A 20,135-nucleotide genomic window follows, 5' to 3' on the forward strand; every position below is an offset into this window, starting at 1 on the left:
TTCATCGATTGAACATCTTCAATATTGCAGTTATGCACATTAAAAGAGATTTCAGAGACGTAAGAACTTTAGTTTTTATGTTAGCATTTCCGATTGTGCTTATGCTTGTATTAGGAACAGCGTTAAGTAACGCATTTAATAGCGATAGTCATTCGATTAAAGATATACAAGTACTTTATAAAGATGAAGCGGGAAGCACGTTTTCTCAATCATTTGAAGCATTTACAAAAGAAGTCGATAAATCGGGTATCCATTTTAAAAAAGCTTCCGAAGGTATAGATGGGAAAGAAGAAGTGAAACAAAATAAATATGCTGCTTATGTAGAGTTAAATAAAGATGGTGCGAAATTTTATGGAAGCGACAGAAGTAGTATTGAAGGAAGTATTGTTGAAGGAATGCTTACGACATTTGTTGATAAGTACAATGTAGCGGCAGAAGTTGCAAAAGTAGATCCAAGTAAGGTTAGCACAGTTATTTCAAATGGAAATCATAATGATTATATTAAAGAAACATCTTTACAAGCTGCTAAAAAACCAGGTTCTATGGATTACTACGCGGTTGTAATGACGACAATGATTGCATTGTATGCTGCAATGGGTGCGAGTTTTTTAATTCGAGGAGAACGAGTACGTAAAACAGGAGATCGTTTAATTGCAGCACCTATAAGTAAGGCTGAAATTTTCATTGGGAAAGTGCTTGGTAGTCTTGTAGCAAATGCACTTTGTCTATTACTCGTCGTTATATTTAGTAAATTTGTTTTTCAAGCGAATTGGGGTGACCATCTTGGAATCATATTTATTATTTTACTAACAGAAGTCTTTCTAGCAATTAGCTTCGGTTTAGGAATCGGATTTATTACAAAAACAGGTGAGGCATCTAGAGCAATTATTATGGTTGTTGTGCAATTAGCTTCTATTTTTGGTGGTGCTTATTTCGTAGTGGAAGAAAATGTCGTTACGAATTTATCGCCATTGACGTGGGCCAACACAGCCATTATGAAAATTATTTATGCAAATGACATAGGAGCAGCACTACCGGTTATTTCTTTAAATCTTGGAATTTCAGCAATATTTTTATTAATTGCGATTATCGCATTACGTAGACGGGAGGGGCTGTAATATGAAAGATATTTTATGGCTCATACGAAAAACATTAGCTACGCTTTTAAAAAATAAAAAAGGATTATTGCTTATTGTAAGTTTGCCGATAATAGGAACGCTTATTTCTTTTTCAATATATGGAAATGTAGGGCAAGGAACGTTAAATATTGGGGTTATAAATAAAGAAAATCAGCCTATCGCAAATGATACAGTGAAATTTTTAGAAGGACTCAATCATGTAAATATTAGTAAAATTAAGGAATCTGAAGTGGAAGATAAACTCACTTCAAAAAAACTTGATGGTGTTGTTACATTACAGTCTGGTTTTTCCGAAAGTGTTCGAGCAGGGAAACCGAGTCATATTGAAGTTTCATCGATTAAAGGTGATCAAGTAACAGTATTTATAAAATCATATTTATATAACTATGTTGATAATATCACTGCGATTAGTAAAGTGGCAGGGGCGGATCAAAGTACGTTTGATAGTATGTACGCTGGTTATCAAAAAGGTTCATTTAAAGTAAAAGCAGAGACACTTGAAGATACTTCGAAAAATAAGGATATGACAAATCAAACGATTGGTTATCTTATCATGTTTATGCTATTTTCGGCAGGGAATTTATCTGGAATTATTTTAAAAGAAAAAGAGAACAGAACGTATTTTAGATTATTATCGACACCGATAGATGGAAAGAAATTTATATTATCTAATGTCGCGGTGAATATGATTATACTAACAGTGCAAATTGTAATTGCCGTATTATTTATGAAGTATGTTTTTCATACAAATATAAATATGCCTTTCACAGTGATGATTGGTGTACTCATGATATTTGCTTTAATCGCAATTGGTTTGTCTTTAGTAATTGTGTCTTTTGCGAAAAATTCAACTGCTTCAAATGCGATGCAAAATGTCGTCATTGTACCGACATGTTTATTAGCGGGATGCTATTTCCCATATGATATCATGCCGAAAACGGTACAAAAAATAGCTAATTTTTTACCGCAACGCTGGCTAATGGACACGATTACGAAATTACAGCAAGGAATTCCGTTTTCAGATTTGTATTTAAATATTTTAATCTTATTCGCCTTTGCGATAGCATTCTTCTTAATTGCTATTTATAAGTTTGGAAGAAATAATGATGCGAGGAACTTCATTTAATGAAAAGGTGTGGCGCAATGCCACACCTTTTTTGTATTCGTAATTTAAAGTATCTTTTGTAATATAGGAATGCTTTTGTAGAGCACTTCGTTATGTGAAGCATGCACAACATATTTATTTCCCTCTAGAAGAAAAACGCTATGTAAAACAGCGTTACCATCACCATGTTTTGTAAGTATATCACCGACGACTTTTTCGTCTGTCCATTCCAGTTTTGAATATGAAGGGACGACTTGTAAATATTGAATCGTTTCTACTCCATCTCCTGCAATGAGTGTAGTTTCAATATTTCTTTTCTCGATAATAAATCTATTTTTATTTAATGTATCGAGGAAAGGATTTTTCGTTTTCATCTTGTTATAAGGAAGAAATGTAATAGAAGAGCCGGATCTTATAAATAAATAATTTCCGTAATCTTTACAAGGAATAACATCTTGTAATCCTGGAAAGTAACGGTGTATTGCTTCAACTTTATTCATTTTGTGTAAGGTGCTTACGTAGTGAATGTATTGTTCTATATAAAAATGAACGATATTTATTTTAGGAGAGGCCTGGACAGGAAGACTACCTCCAGTCCAATAACTATAATTTGCTGGAGATCCAGCGTTGGGTGTACAGAGTATTATAAGCTGATTCACATCATTTTTATATTCGTCACTTTGAACGTAAGAACGTCCAAGAAGTCCGCCCATACTATGACAAATTAGATTTAGTTTATCGCAGCCTGTAATTTTTTTAGCATAGGCAATCGTTTGTAATAAATATTTTTGTGTAGAAAAAACAATGCGCTGCCGCCAGTCATAAAAACAGATGAACAAATCTTTATTTCGTTTGTACCCCATACTTTCTAACATCATAATGAATGGTTCATAAATAAACGAAGAAAGCCCAAAGTTCCAATTACCGGTACCAGGAATAATAATATTACTCATTGAACCGAAAAGACCTGGGATAAAAATAATAGGAGTTTTTGCTCTTTTCATAGTCTGCTCTCCTTTAATTTTTTAACATCCGACAAAAAGTAAGAAATACATTTTGTATGAAAACATACTTTAATGAAACACTACGAAATAGTAAGTAATATGAGTGGAAGGAAATCAAAATGATTAAAAAAATATTGCGAGTCACTTCTATTATTATTGCTATTTTCGTTGTTATTTTAATTTGGATGCATATTGACGTTACGCTCGGACGGAAAATGGAAGCCGGGAAAAATATGCCGATAGAGTATGCTCCTCATTATAGTGACTTTCAATTATATGTAGAAGGGAAGTCGTTTTATAAACAGTTGTTTACGGACGTAAAGGAAGCAAAACAATCTATTTATACTTACTTTTATATTCTCTCAGATGACAAAAGTAGTCATACATTTTTAAACTTATTAAAAGAAAAAGCGAAAGAAGGAGTAAACGTATACTTATCGGTGGATTTAATTAATGATTTATCTTTTGAAAGAAAGATGAAAAATGAATTGCGGGAAAGTGGTGTACATTTTACATATAGTAGAAAACCTGAATTACCATTCGGATTTTATTCTCTTCATCATCGGAATCATCGCCGTATTACGACGATTGATGGGGAAATTGGTTATACGGGTGGGTTTAATATGGGAGATGAATATTTAGGAAAAGATAAGCGATTTGGATATTGGCGTGACTATCATGTGCGGATAAGGGGAGAAGGAGCAAAAGATTTAGAAGAACAGTTCGCTTTAGATTGGAAACGAGACACGAAAGAAGATATAAAGAGGAGTACGAATAAGGCTAGTAAAGGGAATACATTACATACTATGGCCAGTTACAATGGGCATCATGTTGCTGAAAAATATGTAGAGTTAATAAAACAAGCGAAGCATTCGATTGTCATTACAACACCTTATTTTATAGCGAAAAATAAAGAATTAATGAACGCTTTAATCGCGGCGCAAAAACGTGGTGTTACAGTGAAAATCCTTTGGTCATATAAACCAGACATTCCTCTTATTAAAGAGGCGGCATATCCATACATACGTCAAGCTGTTAGTAATGGGATTACTGTATATGGTTATAAAAAAGGGATGTTTCACGGAAAGTTAATGCTAATTGATAATGAATTAACTGTTATCGGTACTACAAACATTACTGCACGTAGCTTTTATATAAATGATGAGATAAATTTATATATTCATGGTGGATCTATCGTATCAGAAGTGAATGAGGCGTTAACACAAGATTTTCATGACTCGAAAGAAATGACGAAAGAGTTTTTTGAGAAGTTATCTTTTTGGGAGCGTTGTAAGGAGAAAGTGGCGGGATTGGTTGATTTTTATTTGTGATGATTTAACTGGAATACTGGAAATGTAGAATATAGTAAATAGAAAGCTGTATTGTTTATTCAAAAAGTTGAGAAGTAAGAAAGAACCTTCAAAAATGCAGTGACCCCTGTCAAGTAGAAAGTATTTAAAAAGCGCAACTAAGCAACCTGAGTTCTATATTTATATGGACTCAGGTTATTTAATTTCTTTTGAAATCTTTGATGATTATAAAAGTGCATATATTTACGCACGGCAAGTTTGACCTCATTCGCTTTATGGAAGGAGTGTAAATGAAAACACTCTGCCTTAAAGTGACTGAAGAAGTTTTCCATACAAGCATTATCCCAACAGTTGCCTCTTCGAGACATACTTGCCTTCATCTGATATTTTTTAAGTAATTGATTATATTGACGAGATGTATACTGGGACCCTTGATCACTATGTAAGAGGATTCCCTTCACATTTCGTTTTTTCTTTGCCTTTTTCAGTGTATCTAACACAAGTTTCAAGTCGTTTCTACGACTGGTTTCATAGGCAACAATTTCATTATTGTATAAATCCTTAATAGCGGATAAGTACAAGCGCTGTCCATTGAAAATCAAATAGGTAATATCGGTTACCCATTTCTCATTCGGTTTTGAAGCTTGAAACTCCCTATTTAGATGGTTCTCTGAAATCACATAAGCTTCTTTTTTTCCGTAATAAGGTCGTTTTTTCCTAATTACGGCTTTGATACCTAGTTCACGCATCAATCTTTGGATGCGCTTATGATTCAAATAAAGGTTATATGTGGCTTTCAGCCACACTTGTATTCTTCTATATCCATAAATTCCTCTTAATTTTTTATGACACGCCAATATCTTTTTCTTAATTTCGATATCCTCTGATTGTTTTTTTGAAGGCGTCGTATGCCGTTTTATCCATTTGTAGTACCCACTTCTGGTTACACCAGCAATATCGCATAGAATGGTCACTGTATAACCTGTTTTTGTCATTTCATGGATGACTTCGAATTTTTTCGTTTTGGATACGACTTTCATTCCTCCTTTTACATCCCTAAGAGCTTTTTTAACATTTCATTTTCCGCTTCTAATCGTCTGATCTTAGCTTCTGGATCTTCGGGTCTAACCCTTGGTCTACCTAAACCTGGTCCTTTCGCTTTACCGCGTTTTTCTTCTAGTCCTTTGATTCCTTCAGCTTCAAAGTGTTTCACCCAACGACTTACAACCGAGTGATGAATACCTAATTCTTTCGCAATGTTTTTATAACTCATGCCGTCTTTTAAGTATAAATCTATAGCTTGTTTCTTAAATTCTACATCGTAAGTGACTCTAATTTTCCCCATAAAAAATCCCCTCCATAGTAAACAGGGTAATGTGCTTTCTTTTTCCTGTCTACTATAAGGGGATCATATCAAAACAGAAGGTTCTTTCTTATTTTATAATTTATTATTGGTAGTTAAAAAATAGTCTGGTCTGGCGGGTGCCCCTCTGTCTTCATTTGCGCTTCGGTAAAAAATTCAATATGTAGTTAAAATAAAGTTAAGCTAATGTCTCTATTTTGATTAAGGGTTCTAAGTGAGTTCTAGTTGAATGCTTAAAAAACTGTAGTTTCATAACTGAAATTTTCGATAAATCAAAATGATTAACGTGATATAATTTTATTAATAATTTTGAAACTAGAAGGGGTTTAAATGATGGGGAACTTTCAAAGTAATTTTCAAACGGCTACACAAATTGCTACGCAAATGAAAAATCCATCGGATACAATTCAAAGTGCGACAAATCGTTCTATAACAAAGGCGAGCCGTACTACACTATCTGTAAATGCCCAGGCGCAAGAAGCGAATCAACAAATGCTAGATTTGACTAGACAATTTTGTGGGGCCTTTCAACAAGCAATTGATAATATTCATTTAGCAGCTAAGGATTTTGAAAGAATGGATAATGAACTACAAAATACATTTCGCTAATGTGACAACCTACGGTAAAGGGAGAAGGGTAGGAAGAATAAGATGAGTCAAGACATTGAAAAGCAAGTAGACCAATTAAATCAAGAATTACGGATAGTATTCGAGAAACAAGGTCGAAATCAAGCTGCGATTCAAATCCAGAGACAAACAGAAATGGACTTTCATGAATTGAGAAGTCGAAATAATCGTTTATTTAATAGAGTTTTAGAAACATGGCATGGTGATAAAGAAGTTTCTAATTTTTTTATGAATAAGCTTCAAGAGTCGCAGCATATTGAGCGGAAATTAACATTTGAATTGGAAAATCAAAAAGAAACATTACTTAAAGAAAGACGCAATCTTATTGATTTAGAAACCGACCTTACCTATCGGCAACAGCGATTAAAAAGGGAGGATAAAGCATGAGTTTAAATATGTATGTAGGGGAAGTACAAAATCAGACCCAAAGCATGAATGCTGTATGTGTCGCTACTATCCAAGCTATGGAGCAAGCAATCCAATCAATTGATACCTTTGCAACTGATACGGTTTTGCAAGGAAAAACATATAGTAGTGCAAAAATATTTTTTGTCCAAACTTTTCGTCCTTTAGCACAAGGTATCATTTATTTATGTGAAGAATTAATTCGTCAAAATGATGCGTTTCCAAGTGATTTTCAATCACAAGTTGCTTCCACAGATGTCATCGAACAAGAAACAAGAGAGCAAATTCAAGAAATTAATCGAATGGTCTCAAGTATAGAAGCAATTAGTATTGCTACAGTATTGCCTGGAATAGATGCCATGGTTATTGTTTTAGTGGAGATGAGAAAAAAACTGCAAGAAAAATTAGAGCATCTATATGAATTTAACTATACGTCCAGTAATAACTACAACAAAGCCCTTCAACTAGTGGCTAGCATTACTGCCGGCCTTGCTGAAGTCCAAGGCGGGAAAGGATTTAGTCCTGTAAGTGGTACGTTTAGTACACAAGGATTAAATATGGATTGGACCGCTTCGATTCAAGAAATTGCTGATGAAAGAAAACGTCAAGTTGATAATCTTTTAAAGAAAGGATCAATGGAAGAGGGAGCGGTGTGCAAGAAACCTCCCGAAAAATCTATATCTGAAAAAATTATAGATGGTATTTTAGAAGGTACAGGTCAAGCTGTTGAAGATACAATAGATGGTGTTGTGGCACTTGGTAAATGGGAAACGTGGGAGAACATGGGATACGCTGTTACTCATTTAAATGAAACCTTACCTGCTATGTGGAACACATTGTCAGATTCATTTATTAATGATGTAATAAATGGAGACGCTGAAAGTCGTGCTAAGTGGGGAAGTTATGCTTTTACACAAATTGGACTTGGACTTATTGGTGATAAGGGGATAAGTAAAGTCACTACATTAGCAAAAGGTGCAAAATTCTCTACAGGAATGTCTTCTTTCGCAAATAAATTGCCACTGACGGATCGGTTGGCATTTGCAGGTGCAAGTGGATTTGGAAGCAATCAAATAAAAATATTTGAAGTTTTACGCAAAGCTCGTGAAACATTTATGTTTTCAAAAACTGGTGGAAGAAGTAAAGTTAAAGATGTACAAGAAGTAATACAAGATTATGCAGATAAGGTTCTGGATAAAGTTGAAATAAAAAACGAATATCCTGATTCTTATACCGCATCTAAGGTACTGCGTGAAGAACTTAAAGCTGCAGGTATTGAGCCACCACCATATCCAAATGCAGCACATCATATTACTGCTTGGAATGACAAAAGGGCAATTGAAGCACAGGAATTACTTGAAGAGTTTGGGATACATCATAATTCAGCTGCTAATGGTGTGTTTTTACCTTATAAAGTAAATGACTATGTGACTACGGAAGTGTTACACGTAGGAAATCATAGTACCGAATATATGAAAGAAGTAACCAAGATATTAAAGGAAATCAAAGAATATGGTGGTACTCAGGAAGATGTTGCCGCAGCGTTACATGATATTAGAATACGTCTATTAGAAGGTAGTTTAAAATTAAATAATCCAAAATGATTTACACGCATATTTCTAATATTAAAGGAGAAAAACTATGAAGATATGGGAATTAAGAAGTTCTTCTGATAACTATGAGTCTTTTCAATTATTAAAGTATAAAGAAGATAAAAAGTTTTTTGAAGGGAAGTTTAACTCTACAATAAAACTAATAGATTCATGGAGAAAGTTACCTATTGAATGTTTAGAAGGAGGAAAGGCCAGTGATTTTCCACACTTCTGGGGAGAAATTGGTGCCCTAATGGTTAGTGAAAAAGCAAAAGCATTATTAGAACCTTCAATAGGCGATAATGTTGAATTCTTACCACTTTTACGCGATTCAACTAGTGAGGTATATTACTTGGTCCATGTGTTGAATGTACTAGATGCAATTGATAGTGATAAAGCAATTTTTAAAAAACTGATTACAGGTTTAATAATAGGATGCGAAAAATTCGCATTTGATAGTAATACTGTTCAAAGTGAGATGATTTTTAAGGTTTATATAAATGGGAAAATTCATCCCACGGCTGTTTTTATTTCAGATGAATTGAAGGTTCTTATTGAACAAAGTGATTTAAAAGGTTTTGAATTTATTGAAATGTGGGATTCAGAAGAGCTTTCGTAAAGAAATTTAATAAAATCACATCAGATTAATGATGTTAATTAATACCTAAGAGAGTAATAAATAAAATAGAAGAAGCTTATGTATTTGCATAAGCTTTTTCTTATGGTTATGTATAAAAAGGCATACTAATCAATATTAAATATATATTTTGAGGTTGCAAAGTAAGTGGTGATTGTGCTCCAGGACATAAAAATATAGCTGCTGATAATCGAATACAATCACATCATCCTATACAAAATGAATGGGCTATTAAGGGTGGGTTTGATTATACCGAAAAGAAAGCACAAACAATACTTTTACCATCAAGTTCTGGTTTACCTCATGCGAAAATTTCCGCTATGCAAAGAAAGCGAAGAAGGCTTGAAGGATATGATACTGAAATAAATTATGAATTTAATGTAAGCTATAGAGAAATGATTGAGGCAGGAGTTGATCAGAAAACTGCAAGAAAAGTATTGGTAGATACTTGTAAATATTTTGATAGTTTGGGGGGGGGTAAAAAAGTGATAAATTCACCTAATGTTTCTGGTTTAATAAAAAATAAGCCAGCAAATGACATTGAAATTCAAGAAATAGAAGATGTAATGAAAGTTGAATTACCAAATGTACATAAAGATTTATTGAAATATACAAATGGTTTTTCTATAGGTGGAGGATTAATAATTTATGGTACTGATGATATTATAGAACGAAATGTGACTTGGGAAGTAACAGAATATGCAAATGGTTATGTTGCTATTGGTGATGATGGTAGTGGCAATGTATTTTTAATGTCGCAAGGTGCAGATGTACGAGAAGTAAGGGCTGTTGATTCTGGTGATATGAATCCAAATCATGCCACTGTAGTTACATTAGATTTTATTGAGTGGATAAATACGGGGTGTTTGAATCAAAAAATACAGAAAATAAAAGAAGAAATCCCTGATACGTGTAATATAGTGTTAATAGAAATTCCTAATGGAGGATTAAAAGATTTAGTAAAGATAAAAAGTGTACTAGCACTTGATATTTCAACAGGGGAACTATTAAAAGGATCGAAAAACCTTCCTTTTACATTAGTAAAAGGAGCTCCATATGGTAAAGTAAAAAAAATAATTGAAAAATTAGGGTCTGTTGGTTTAGCACTAAATACAATACCAATGGATAAAAATAATTAATGTTAAATATAATTTGAAATTCATTTTTGATTACCTGATATTAATTTAATGATTTATTAAAAACGAACTAACATTTTAAAGGTTAGTTTGTTTTTTATTTTTTACAAGAATTAAATAAGGAATGTGAACCCAAACAGTGTTACATGGAATAAGAAGAGATTTATTAGAAGGTAATTTACGATTAAATGAACCTAAGAAATAACTATATAAATAAATGGTAATAATAAAGGAGAATATATATGAAGGTTTGGCAATTAAAAAGCTCGACTGATAATTATGAAGCCTTTCAATTATTAAACTATGAAGAGGATAAAAAATATTTTAAAACTAGTTTTAATTCTATGGTGAGTTTGTCAGATTCATGGACGCCTAAGTTTATTGAGGTAACAGATGAAGGAAAGTCAAGCGATTCCCCTATTTTTTGGGGGAAGTCTGGTGTACAAATAATTAGTGAAAAAGCCAAGAATGTTTTAGAATCTATAGTAGGAGATAATGTTGAATTTTTACCATTAATTCATAAACAAACAAATAAACAATACTATGCTATGCATGTTTTAAGGGTGTTGGAAGCACTTGATACTAATAAAACATCTTTGATAAGTTAAGTTCAGGTTTAATAATAGGATGTAAAAAATTTGTATTTATTCCTTATGTTGTCCAGGACGAACCGATTTTTAAATTGAATATAAATGGAAAGGTACATCCTAACTATCTTTTAGTATCAGATCAATTCAAAAATGTAATTTTAGAGAGTGAATTAAAAGGTTTTCAATTTACTGAAGTGTGGGATTCAGAAGAGGGTGCGTAAAGAAATCTAATTTAATTAGATTATTAATGGGAATCCATATTTAAGAGAGTAAAAAATAAAAAGCTTATGCACTTGTATAAGCTTTTTATTATGAATAAGTATAGAAAGGGATGGTAATTCATATTCAAGATATATTTTAGAATCACAAAGTAAATAGTAGTAAACGATTTTTTGTTACGTAACATTCTAGTTTACTTTAGAAGATAAAAGAATAGTTAAGGGGAATAAGCATGAAAATATGGGTATTAAAGAGTGTGTTAGATAACTTCGAATCTTTCCAGTTGTTAAATTTTGAGGGAGATCATAAAAAATATATTGATGGAAAAATAAACTCAATAACTCATTTAGCAAATTCATGGGGCAATATATATATATAGTGTATTGAAGGAGATAATTATAGTGATTTCCCTAAATTTGGGGGAGGAACTGGTGCACCAATGATTAGTGAAAAAGCCAAGAGAGTGCTTGAACCTTTAATAGGCGATAATGTTGAATTCTTACCACTTTTACGCAATTCAACTAGTGAGGTATATTACTTGGTCCATGTGTTGAATGTACTAGATGCAATTGATGGAGATAAAGCAATCTTTAAAAAACTGATTACAGGCCTTATAGTAGGTTGTGAAAAGTTCGCATTTGATTTTAATATAGTTCAAAATGAAATGATATTTAAGGTTTACATAAATGGAAAAATTCATCCTACGGCTGTTTTTATTTCGGATGAATTGAAGGTTTTAATTGAAAAAAGTGATTTAAAAGGTTTTGAATTTATTGAAGTATGGGATTCAGAAGAGCTTTCGTAAAGGAATTCTAACGTTATTAATGACCCAGATAAGTTTACGATAAAAACTTAAGTCCCCTTGTTATACAAAGTAGGGGACTATTGATCGTGCATTAACGAGCAGTAAGATTCCCACTTCAAAATTCGGCTAAAGCAAAGAAGTTAAGTGGGAGATCGACTGCTCGTAAACGCCCGATTGGATAATGCTAATAATTAGTAGGGGTGGACAGAACTTCCGATGAAAAATACTATTTTTCATGCACAAGCATCGAAACATCATCATTAATCAACGTCCCAACATGTTCACCTAAACAAATTCTTTTCATAACGCCAGGCTCATCAAAGTTAAAGACGTGTGCCGGTAAATTATAATCTCGAGCAAGCAATAAAGCTGCTTGATCCATTACTTGTATGTTTTGCCTAACAATATCGTTATAGTTCAGTTTACTGTACATTTTCGCTGATTTGTTATGTTTCGGATCACTTGTAAAGACACCGTCTACTCCTTGTTTTGCGACTAAAATGGCGTCGCTATTCATTTCAATGGCTCTTTGTACACTTGGGTAATCTGTTGTAACGAATGGTTGCCCGTTACCACCACCGAATATGACAACATAACCGTTATCTAAATGATGTACTGCACGTAGGCGAATATATGGTTCAGCTACTGCATTAAAAGGGATGGAAGTCATAACGCGTACTTCTCTATCTGTTTTACTTGTTAAAACGCCGCGAAGCATTAAGCTGTTAATAATCGTACCTAGCGTACCGATATTATCAGCTTCTACACGATCAATTCCCCATTCTTCAGCTAGATGACCTCTGAAAATGTTACCGCCGCCGATGACAATGGATACTTCGATATCTAGGTCAATAATGGATATTATTTCATTTGCGATATGTTCTAATCGTTTGGAGTTAAAGCTATTTCCAGATTGATCAGCAAGTGCGCCGCCACTTAGTTTAATTAAGACGCGTTTATATGGTTTCATAACAATTCCCCCTATATAGATTGCAATAAAAAAGGAACAAAGGCGAATGCCTTTGTTCCTTCGTAAGAAAATGAAATAGAAAAGAAATAGATATGATGAACTTCTTCACGTGATTTTTCATAACATCCACTCCTTTTCATCCTCATTTATTTAGAATACGTATATCTTTTAGATTATACGAAATAATCTGATGTTTCATCAAGGTTATTTTATTTCTTTTTTATAAAAAAGTGTCAATGAATATTATAAGAAATAAATTTGAATTTTTTGTGACGAACTTGTAGGTTTTTGTATGATTTTGTAGGTTCGCTTATATGATGTGTGAGTAGCTTTTATAAATTCAAATTGAAAGCGTTCGCATGAAGGGGATGAACATAAATGAAAAAATTCGGATTGGCAACACAAATTTTTGTCGCGCTTGTTTTAGGGATTGTAGTAGGGGCAGTCTTTTATGGCAATAAAACGGCGATTTCTTATATCACACCAATTGGGGATATATTTATTCACTTAATTAAGATGATTGTAGTACCAATTGTTATTTCAGCATTAATTGTTGCGGTAGCTGGTGTAGGCGATATGAAAAAGCTTGGGAAACTGGGCGGTAAGACAATTCTTTATTTCGAAATTATTACGACGATTGCTATTTTAATGGGATTACTTGCAGCAAATATATTTCAACCAGGTACTGGCGTTGATATGAGTAATTTACAGCAAAGTGATATTTCTTCTTATAAACAAACAGCAGATGCAACAGAGAAGAAAGGCTTTGCAGAAACGATTGTTCATATTGTACCGAAAAATATATTTGAGTCTATTACACAAGGTGACTTATTACCGATTATATTCTTCTCAGTACTATTCGGTTTAGGAGTTGCAGCAATCGGAGAAAAAGGAAAGCCTGTTTTTAACTTTTTTGAAGGTGTGCTCGAAGCGATGTTCTGGGTTACAAATCAAGTGATGAAATTCGCACCATTTGGTGTATTCGCATTAATTGCTGTTACGGTTGCAAAATTTGGTGTAGCAACACTACTTCCTTTAGGAAAACTAGTGCTAGCTGTATACGTAACTGTTATACTATTCGTTGTGATTGTATTAGGTATTAATGCGCGAATGGTTGGAGTAAATATTTTTACATTAATGAAAATTTTAAAAGAAGAACTTATTCTTTCATTTACGACAGCAAGTTCAGAAGCTGTTTTACCTAATATAATGAGAAAAATGGAAGAGTTCGGTTGTCCAAAGGCAGTTGCCTCTTTCGTAATTCCGACAGGTTATACATTTAACTTGACTGGATCAGCTATTTATCAAGCGTTAGCGGCATTGTTTGTTGCACAAATGTACGGTGTACACATGTCACTGACGGAGCAAATAACGCTATTATTCGTTCTCATGTTAACATCCAAAGGTATGGCGGGAGTTCCGGGTGCATCATTCGTTGTTGTATTAGCGACGTTAGGATCAATGGGCTTACCGCTAGAAGGCATCGCATTAATTGCGGGAATTGACCGCATTTTAGATATGATTCGCTCAGCTGTCAATGTATTAGGAAATGCATTAGCTGCCATTGTTATGTCGAAGTGGGAAGGCGAATTCGATGATGAGAAAGCAAAACAATATGTAGAAACGGTCAAACAAACAAAAGCAGCGTAAGAGATTGTTAAGGAGTGAGTAATCATGGCAACATTAACTGAAGTTAAAAATGGAGTACGAATTGAAAAAGATTTTTTAGGTGAAAAAGAAGTACCAAATTATGCGTACTACGGTGTACAAACAATGCGTGCAGTGGAGAATTTCCCGATTACAGGATACAAAGTCCATGAAGGTTTAATTAAAGCGTTAGCAATTGTAAAAAAAGCGGCAGCACTTGCTAATGCAGATGTAGGAAGATTGGAATTGAAAAAGGGTGGTGCTATCGCAGAAGCATCACAAGAAATCCTTGAGGGGAAATGGCATGATCATTTCATCGTTGATCCAATTCAAGGTGGTGCAGGAACTTCAATGAATATGAACGCAAATGAAGTCATTGCCAATCGTGCCCTTGAATTATTAGGAATGGAAAAGGGAGACTATGATTATATTAGTCCAAACAGTCATGTAAATATGGCACAATCAACAAACGATGCATTCCCAACAGCGATTCATATTGCAACATTAAATGCATTAGAAGGCTTATTACAAACAATGGGTTATATGCATGATGTATTTGAATTAAAAGCAGAACAGTTCGATCATGTTATTAAAATGGGTCGTACACATTTACAAGATGCTGTGCCAATTCGTCTTGGACAAGAATTTAAAGCATACTCCCGCGTACTTGAACGTGACATGAAACGTATTAAGCAATCACGTCAACATTTATATGAAGTAAATATGGGAGCAACTGCAGTTGGTACAGGCTTAAATGCAGATCCAGAATATATTGAAGCAGTTGTAAAACATTTAGCTACAATTAGTGAACTACCACTTGTTGGTGCAGAAGATTTAGTAGATGCAACCCAAAATACGGATGCGTACACTGAAGTATCTGCAGCACTTAAAGTATGTATGATGAATATGTCTAAAATTGCGAACGATCTTCGTCTAATGGCATCAGGTCCACGCGTTGGATTAGCAGAAATTATGTTACCAGCTCGTCAACCAGGTTCATCTATTATGCCAGGGAAAGTAAACCCTGTTATGCCAGAAGTAATTAATCAAATTGCGTTCCAAGTAATTGGTAACGACCATACAATTTGCCTTGCTTCAGAAGCAGGACAATTAGAATTAAATGTTATGGAACCAGTACTTGTTTTCAACTTACTTCAATCTATTAGCATTATGAATAACGGTTTCCGTGCCTTTACAGATAATTGCTTAAAAGGAATTGAAGCGAATGAAGATCGCTTAAAAGAGTACGTTGAGAAGAGTGTAGGAATTATTACAGCCGTGAACCCTCATATCGGCTATGAAGCAGCAGCTCGCGTTGCGAAAGAAGCAATTGCGACAGGGCAATCCGTTCGAGAACTATGTGTGAAAAATGGTGTATTGTCACAAGAAGAATTAGAGTTAATTCTAGATCCATTCGAAATGACACACCCAGGGATTGCAGGAGCAACTCTTTTAAAGAAAAATTAAAAGAAGAGGGGGACAATCCCCTCTTTTTTGTTTACAATATAGAAATGCTATATATGAATAGAGGTAGGGATGTTATGAGTAAGTTTACAGTGGCTTCTAATGGTGCATTAGAAACAACATTAAGAGGAGCAGAAGTATTATCAACACCACTTTTAAATAAAGGGGTAGCTTTCACACAAGAGGAAAGAGAAGAGTTAGGTTTAAAAGGGTTATTACCGCCAGCGGTTTTAACGTTAGAAGAACAAGCACGCCGAGCGTATGAACAATTTAGTTCTCAGCCGGATGATTTATTAAAGAATGTATACTTAACAGCGCTACATGATCGAAATGAAGTGTTATTTTATCGTATTTTAACAGAGCATTTACGTGAAATGTTACCAATCGTATATACACCTACTGTTGGTGTAGCAATTCAAAGATATAGTCATGAATACCGTAAACCACGTGGCATTTATTTATCAATTAACGATCCATCAGGTATTGAAGATGCATTTGCAAATATCGGTGCAACAGCTGAAAACATTGATTTAGTCGTTGTAACGGATGGAGAAGGTATATTAGGAATTGGTGATTGGGGTGTTGGTGGAATTAACATCGCAATCGGGAAATTAGCTGTATATACGGCCGCAGTTGGAATCGATCCTAGCCGTGTATTACCGGTAATTTTAGATGTAGGTACAAATCGTGAGGAATTATTAAACAATCCATTTTATATTGGAAATCGTCACCCTCGTATAACAGGTGAAGCTTACGATGAATTTATTGATACGTTTGTTCAAGCGGTAAATAAACAATTCCCGAAAGCGCTTCTACATTGGGAAGACTTCAGTTCTCGAAATGCACGAAAAATTTTAGATAAATATCGTCATGACGTTTGTACATTTAATGATGATATTCAAGGTACAGGGGCAGTTTCACTTGCTGCTGTATTATCGGCAGTAAAAGCTTCTGGTGTACCGTTAAGTGAACACCGCGTTGTTGTGTTTGGTGCTGGTACGGCTGGAATCGGTATCGCAGATCAAGTAAGAGATGCAATGGTTCGTGTCGGCTTATCAGACGAAGAATCACATAATCGTTTCTGGTGTATTGACCGTAATGGGTTGGTTACAGATAATATGGAAGATCTTCTTGATTTTCAAATTCCATATGCAAGAAAAGAAGCTGAAGTAAGTGATTGGAAACAAAATGATGCTATCGGACTTGCTGAAGTTGTGAAACATGTAAAACCGACAATTTTAATTGGTACATCTACTGTTGCAGGCGCATTTAAAGAGGAAATTATTAAAGAAATGGCTTCTCACGTAGAAAGACCAATCATTTTACCAATGTCGAATCCAACGCCACTTGCTGAAGCGAAACCAGCAGATTTAATCGAGTGGACAGAAGGAAAAGCATTAGTTGCAACAGGAAGTCCGTTTGAACCGGTTACATATAACGGTGTAACGTATGTGATTGGACAGTCAAATAACGCACTTATTTTCCCAGGACTAGGTCTTGGTACAATTGTTGTTCGTGCAAGCGTCATGACGGATGGAATGTTCGCAGCAGCAGCAGAAGCAGTTGCAAGTATGGTAGATACAAGTCAGCCAGGAGCGCCTATTTTGCCAGAAGTTGAAGAGTTACGTAATATCTCTGAACTGGTTGCGATTGAAGTAGCGAAAGTTGCAGTTGCAGAAGGTGTTGCTAGAGAGAACTTAAGTGATGACGATATTAAGATTGCAGTAAAAGAAGCAATATGGGAACCGGAGTATCGCCAAATAAAAGCGGTAGAAAAGGTTAGAATATAGAAATAAAGCCCGTTTATAATTATAAGCGGGCTTTCACTTTTACAATTGAAAAAAAGCATAGGAAGTGGCACTTTTGAATTGGAATCAATTATGGAAGAAAGATATGTATCTTTTAATTATATTAATGGTTGTTGTTCCGATTGCTGGAGAGCTGAATTTTCATCCTTTTAATGATATGTTTCGTGTTAGTTTTGGGACACCGCTTTTCTTCTTTTTATTACTATTTTTAAGAAGAGTGCCAGCAGCAGCTGCAGGTATTCTTGTAGGTATATCTGTAGTCTTATTTCGTGTATGTCTTGACTGGGTATTGCAAGGGTCATTTCATATGACAGAATCATTTTATTTGCGCTATCCCGTTTTCTTTTATTATTTTATATATGGAAGTCTTTTTTCGCTTTGTAGGGTGAATAAGTTTCATCAGAAGCCAATTGTGATAGGATGTCTTGGAATTACAATTGAAATTATCGCAAGTATGTCTGAACTTGCGTTTTATCATATGTTAGTGCTGGGGACAACGATAACAGTTTCTGAAGTGAATAAACTAATTATTATTGCTATTTTCCGTAGTTTCTTTGCACTTGGTTTTTTAAATATGATGAATTTATATGAAACAAAATTAAAAGAATCACAAGTTCGAAAAGAAAATGAAAATATGTTAATGTACCTTTCTAATTTATATGTGGAATCAGTTCATTTGAAAAAAACGCTGCAAAATGCGGAGTTAATTACACAAGAAGCGTATCAATTATATCGTAATTTACAAGCGAACGATGATTCGAGTAGTAAAACAGCATTGAAAATAGCGGGAGAAGTGCATGAAATAAAAAAAGATAATCAAAGAATTTTTGCAGGGTTATCTAAATTGTTATTAGATAAAAATGTGGCTGAGTATGTAGAAGGTCATGAGCTTGCAGAAATGATTGTGAGAATAAATGAGAAGTACGCTGACATGTTGGAAAAAAATATACGTTTTTCAAAGCATATAGAAGGTGAACATGCAGAATATCATGTGTATACAGTCTTATCAATTTTCAACAACTTAGTTGCAAATGCAGTTGAAGCAATTGAGGATAATGGTGTTATTATTATTAAGCTATATAAAATTGACAAACATATATTCTTTGAAGTAATTGATGATGGACCTGGTATTGTACAAAAATATAAGAAATTAGTATTTAAACCTGGATTTACTTCGAAGTATGATCAAACGGGAACACCATCAACAGGAATTGGGCTTTCTTACATAAACGAAATGGTAACGGAACTCGGAGGAGAAGTAAGATTAGAAGATCGAGAAACTGGCAGAGGGTGTAAGTTTGTAGTTTGTTTACCGGAGTGCAGTTTAAAGCGGGAAGGGGAATAAATGTGTTTTATTATATCGTAGATGATGATGAAGTTTTCCGCTCTATGCTTTCGCAAATTATTGAAGATGGTGATCTTGGGGAAGTGATTGGTGAGTCGGAAGACGGAGCTTTTATTGAAGCAGATCAACTAAATTTTAAAAAAGTAGATATTTTATTTATTGATTTATTAATGCCAATGCGAGACGGGATTGAAACAGTTCGTCATATTGCGTCCGCTTTTACTGGGAAAATCATTATGATTTCTCAAGTTGAATCAAAGCAACTTATAGGTGAGGCGTATACACTTGGAGTAGAATATTATATTACAAAACCACTAAATAAAATTGAAGTTGTATCTGTTGTAAGAAAAGTAATGGAACGTATTCGTTTAGAGCGCTCTATACATGATATTCAAAAATCATTGAATAACGTTTTCAAGTGGGAACAGCCGCAAGTTCGAAATGAGCCAATGCAAGAAGGGAAAAAAATAGCGGATTCAGGACGCTATTTATTATCAGAACTTGGTATTGCGGGAGAGAATGGAAGTAAAGACTTACTTAGTATGTTGGAATATTTATATGGGCAAGAAAAAGAGCAAACGTTTGAATTTGGATTTCCTGCGCTAAAAGATATTTTCCATCATATTACGATAAGGAAATTAGGGGCTATAGCTTTAGATACGGATATTGATAAAGAGAAAAAAGCATCTGAGCAAAGGGTACGTAGAGCAATTTATCAATCGTTAAATCATTTAGCTTCCTTAGGATTAACGGACTTTTCAAATCCGAAATTTGAAAGCTATGCTCCGAAATTTTTTGATTTCACTGTAGTTAGAAAACGTATGACAGAAATGACGAAGGATGAAGTGGCAGCTTCTGGGCATATACGTATTAATACGAAGAAATTTATTCAAGTGTTGTATTTTGAGGCGAAACGGTTGATGGAGATAGAGTGAAGAAGATGCTTATAAATAAGCATCTTTTTTTGTT

Annotated in this window: 17 protein-coding genes and 3 pseudogenes; 16 read left to right on the top strand and 4 right to left on the bottom strand. The window is 34.2% G+C overall.

Annotated features, from left to right (window positions below; all coding sequences use genetic code 11):
• The first annotated feature begins 8 nt into the window (after positions 1-8).
• On the top strand, positions 9-1,118 hold the full coding sequence (locus KPL75_RS22895) for an ABC transporter permease (RefSeq protein ID WP_219917906.1): 1,110 nt from the start codon (positions 9-11) through the stop codon (positions 1,116-1,118).
• Between the two features lies 1 nt (position 1,119).
• Positions 1,120-2,265 (top strand): ABC transporter permease, encoded by a 1,146-nt coding sequence (locus tag KPL75_RS22900; RefSeq protein WP_219917907.1) that lies wholly within the window; start codon positions 1,120-1,122, stop codon positions 2,263-2,265.
• Between the two features lie 44 nt (positions 2,266-2,309).
• Here KPL75_RS22900 and KPL75_RS22905 read toward each other — a convergent pair whose 3' ends face one another.
• The gene (locus KPL75_RS22905; protein ID WP_219917908.1) at positions 2,310-3,248 is read right to left on the bottom strand and encodes an esterase/lipase family protein; all 939 of its coding nucleotides are present in this window, start codon (positions 3,246-3,248) and stop codon (positions 2,310-2,312) included.
• 119 nt (positions 3,249-3,367) lie between these two features.
• Between KPL75_RS22905 and cls the strand changes: the two genes are divergently transcribed.
• The gene (gene cls / locus KPL75_RS22910; protein WP_219917909.1) at positions 3,368-4,579 is read left to right on the top strand and encodes a cardiolipin synthase; all 1,212 of its coding nucleotides are present in this window, start codon (positions 3,368-3,370) and stop codon (positions 4,577-4,579) included.
• A gap of 137 nt (positions 4,580-4,716) precedes the next feature.
• Here the strand turns inward: cls and KPL75_RS22915 are convergent, their stop codons facing one another.
• Positions 4,717-5,598, bottom strand: coding sequence for an IS3 family transposase (locus KPL75_RS22915; protein WP_219917553.1), 882 nt, complete (start codon positions 5,596-5,598; stop codon positions 4,717-4,719).
• Positions 5,599-5,606: 8 nt separating this feature from the next.
• Positions 5,607-5,903 (bottom strand): transposase, encoded by a 297-nt coding sequence (locus KPL75_RS22920; RefSeq protein WP_016096828.1) that lies wholly within the window; start codon positions 5,901-5,903, stop codon positions 5,607-5,609.
• A gap of 348 nt (positions 5,904-6,251) precedes the next feature.
• On the opposite strand from KPL75_RS22920, the gene KPL75_RS22925 reads away from it, so the two are divergent.
• The 8 genes and pseudogenes from KPL75_RS22925 (at position 6,252) to KPL75_RS22960 (ending at position 11,932) form a co-directional block, all read left to right on the top strand.
• Positions 6,252-6,530 carry a TIGR04197 family type VII secretion effector gene (locus KPL75_RS22925; protein ID WP_199715003.1) on the top strand — a complete coding sequence of 93 codons (279 nt, stop codon included), beginning with the start codon at positions 6,252-6,254 and terminating at the stop codon, positions 6,528-6,530.
• Positions 6,531-6,572: 42 nt separating this feature from the next.
• The gene (locus KPL75_RS22930) at positions 6,573-6,935 is read left to right on the top strand and encodes a DUF3958 family protein (RefSeq protein ID WP_199715004.1); all 363 of its coding nucleotides are present in this window, start codon (positions 6,573-6,575) and stop codon (positions 6,933-6,935) included.
• A complete protein-coding gene (locus KPL75_RS22935; protein ID WP_219917910.1) occupies positions 6,932-8,557 on the top strand; it encodes an AHH domain-containing protein in 1,626 nt (541 codons plus the stop codon). The genes KPL75_RS22930 and KPL75_RS22935 overlap by 4 nt, the downstream gene beginning before the upstream one ends.
• Before the next feature lie 37 nt (positions 8,558-8,594).
• Positions 8,595-9,164 (top strand): imm11 family protein, encoded by a 570-nt coding sequence (locus KPL75_RS22940; protein ID WP_219917911.1) that lies wholly within the window; start codon positions 8,595-8,597, stop codon positions 9,162-9,164.
• A 248-nt stretch (positions 9,165-9,412) separates the two neighbouring features.
• Positions 9,413-9,586: pseudogene (locus tag KPL75_RS27525) on the top strand (cytoplasmic protein); the annotation flags it as partial.
• Between the two features lie 81 nt (positions 9,587-9,667).
• Positions 9,668-10,321 carry an SMI1/KNR4 family protein gene (locus KPL75_RS22950; protein WP_219921151.1) on the top strand — a complete coding sequence of 218 codons (654 nt, stop codon included), beginning with the start codon at positions 9,668-9,670 and terminating at the stop codon, positions 10,319-10,321.
• Between the two features lie 239 nt (positions 10,322-10,560).
• A pseudogene (locus tag KPL75_RS22955) lies at positions 10,561-11,129 on the top strand (imm11 family protein).
• A 230-nt stretch (positions 11,130-11,359) separates the two neighbouring features.
• Positions 11,360-11,932: pseudogene (locus KPL75_RS22960) on the top strand (imm11 family protein).
• 226 nt (positions 11,933-12,158) lie between these two features.
• On the opposite strand, the gene pyrH reads toward KPL75_RS22960, so the two are convergent.
• A complete protein-coding gene (gene pyrH, locus KPL75_RS22965) occupies positions 12,159-12,902 on the bottom strand; it encodes a UMP kinase (protein WP_002012233.1) in 744 nt (247 codons plus the stop codon).
• 378 nt (positions 12,903-13,280) lie between these two features.
• Here pyrH and KPL75_RS22970 point away from each other — a divergent pair, with 378 nt between their 5' ends.
• The 5 genes from KPL75_RS22970 (at position 13,281) to KPL75_RS22990 (ending at position 20,101) form a co-directional block, all read left to right on the top strand.
• Complete coding sequence (locus KPL75_RS22970; protein ID WP_002086365.1) at positions 13,281-14,552, top strand: cation:dicarboxylate symporter family transporter; 1,272 nt, start codon at positions 13,281-13,283, stop codon at positions 14,550-14,552.
• A gap of 24 nt (positions 14,553-14,576) precedes the next feature.
• Positions 14,577-16,016, top strand: a complete 1,440-nt coding sequence (gene aspA / locus KPL75_RS22975) for an aspartate ammonia-lyase (RefSeq protein WP_002012229.1) — start codon at positions 14,577-14,579, stop codon at positions 16,014-16,016.
• A gap of 74 nt (positions 16,017-16,090) precedes the next feature.
• Positions 16,091-17,803, top strand: a complete 1,713-nt coding sequence (gene malS, locus KPL75_RS22980; RefSeq protein ID WP_002012227.1) for an oxaloacetate-decarboxylating malate dehydrogenase — start codon at positions 16,091-16,093, stop codon at positions 17,801-17,803.
• Between the two features lie 64 nt (positions 17,804-17,867).
• Positions 17,868-19,166: an ATP-binding protein gene (locus KPL75_RS22985; protein ID WP_219917912.1), complete on the top strand. Its 1,299-nt coding sequence runs from the start codon at positions 17,868-17,870 to the stop codon at positions 19,164-19,166.
• 2 nt (positions 19,167-19,168) lie between these two features.
• Positions 19,169-20,101: a response regulator gene (locus KPL75_RS22990; RefSeq protein WP_219917913.1), complete on the top strand. Its 933-nt coding sequence runs from the start codon at positions 19,169-19,171 to the stop codon at positions 20,099-20,101.
• Positions 20,102-20,135: the final 34 nt, after the last annotated feature.

Origin of the sequence: Bacillus sp. NP247 (assembly GCF_018966865.1) — a bacterium.
Taxonomy (GTDB): domain Bacteria; phylum Bacillota; class Bacilli; order Bacillales; family Bacillaceae_G; genus Bacillus_A.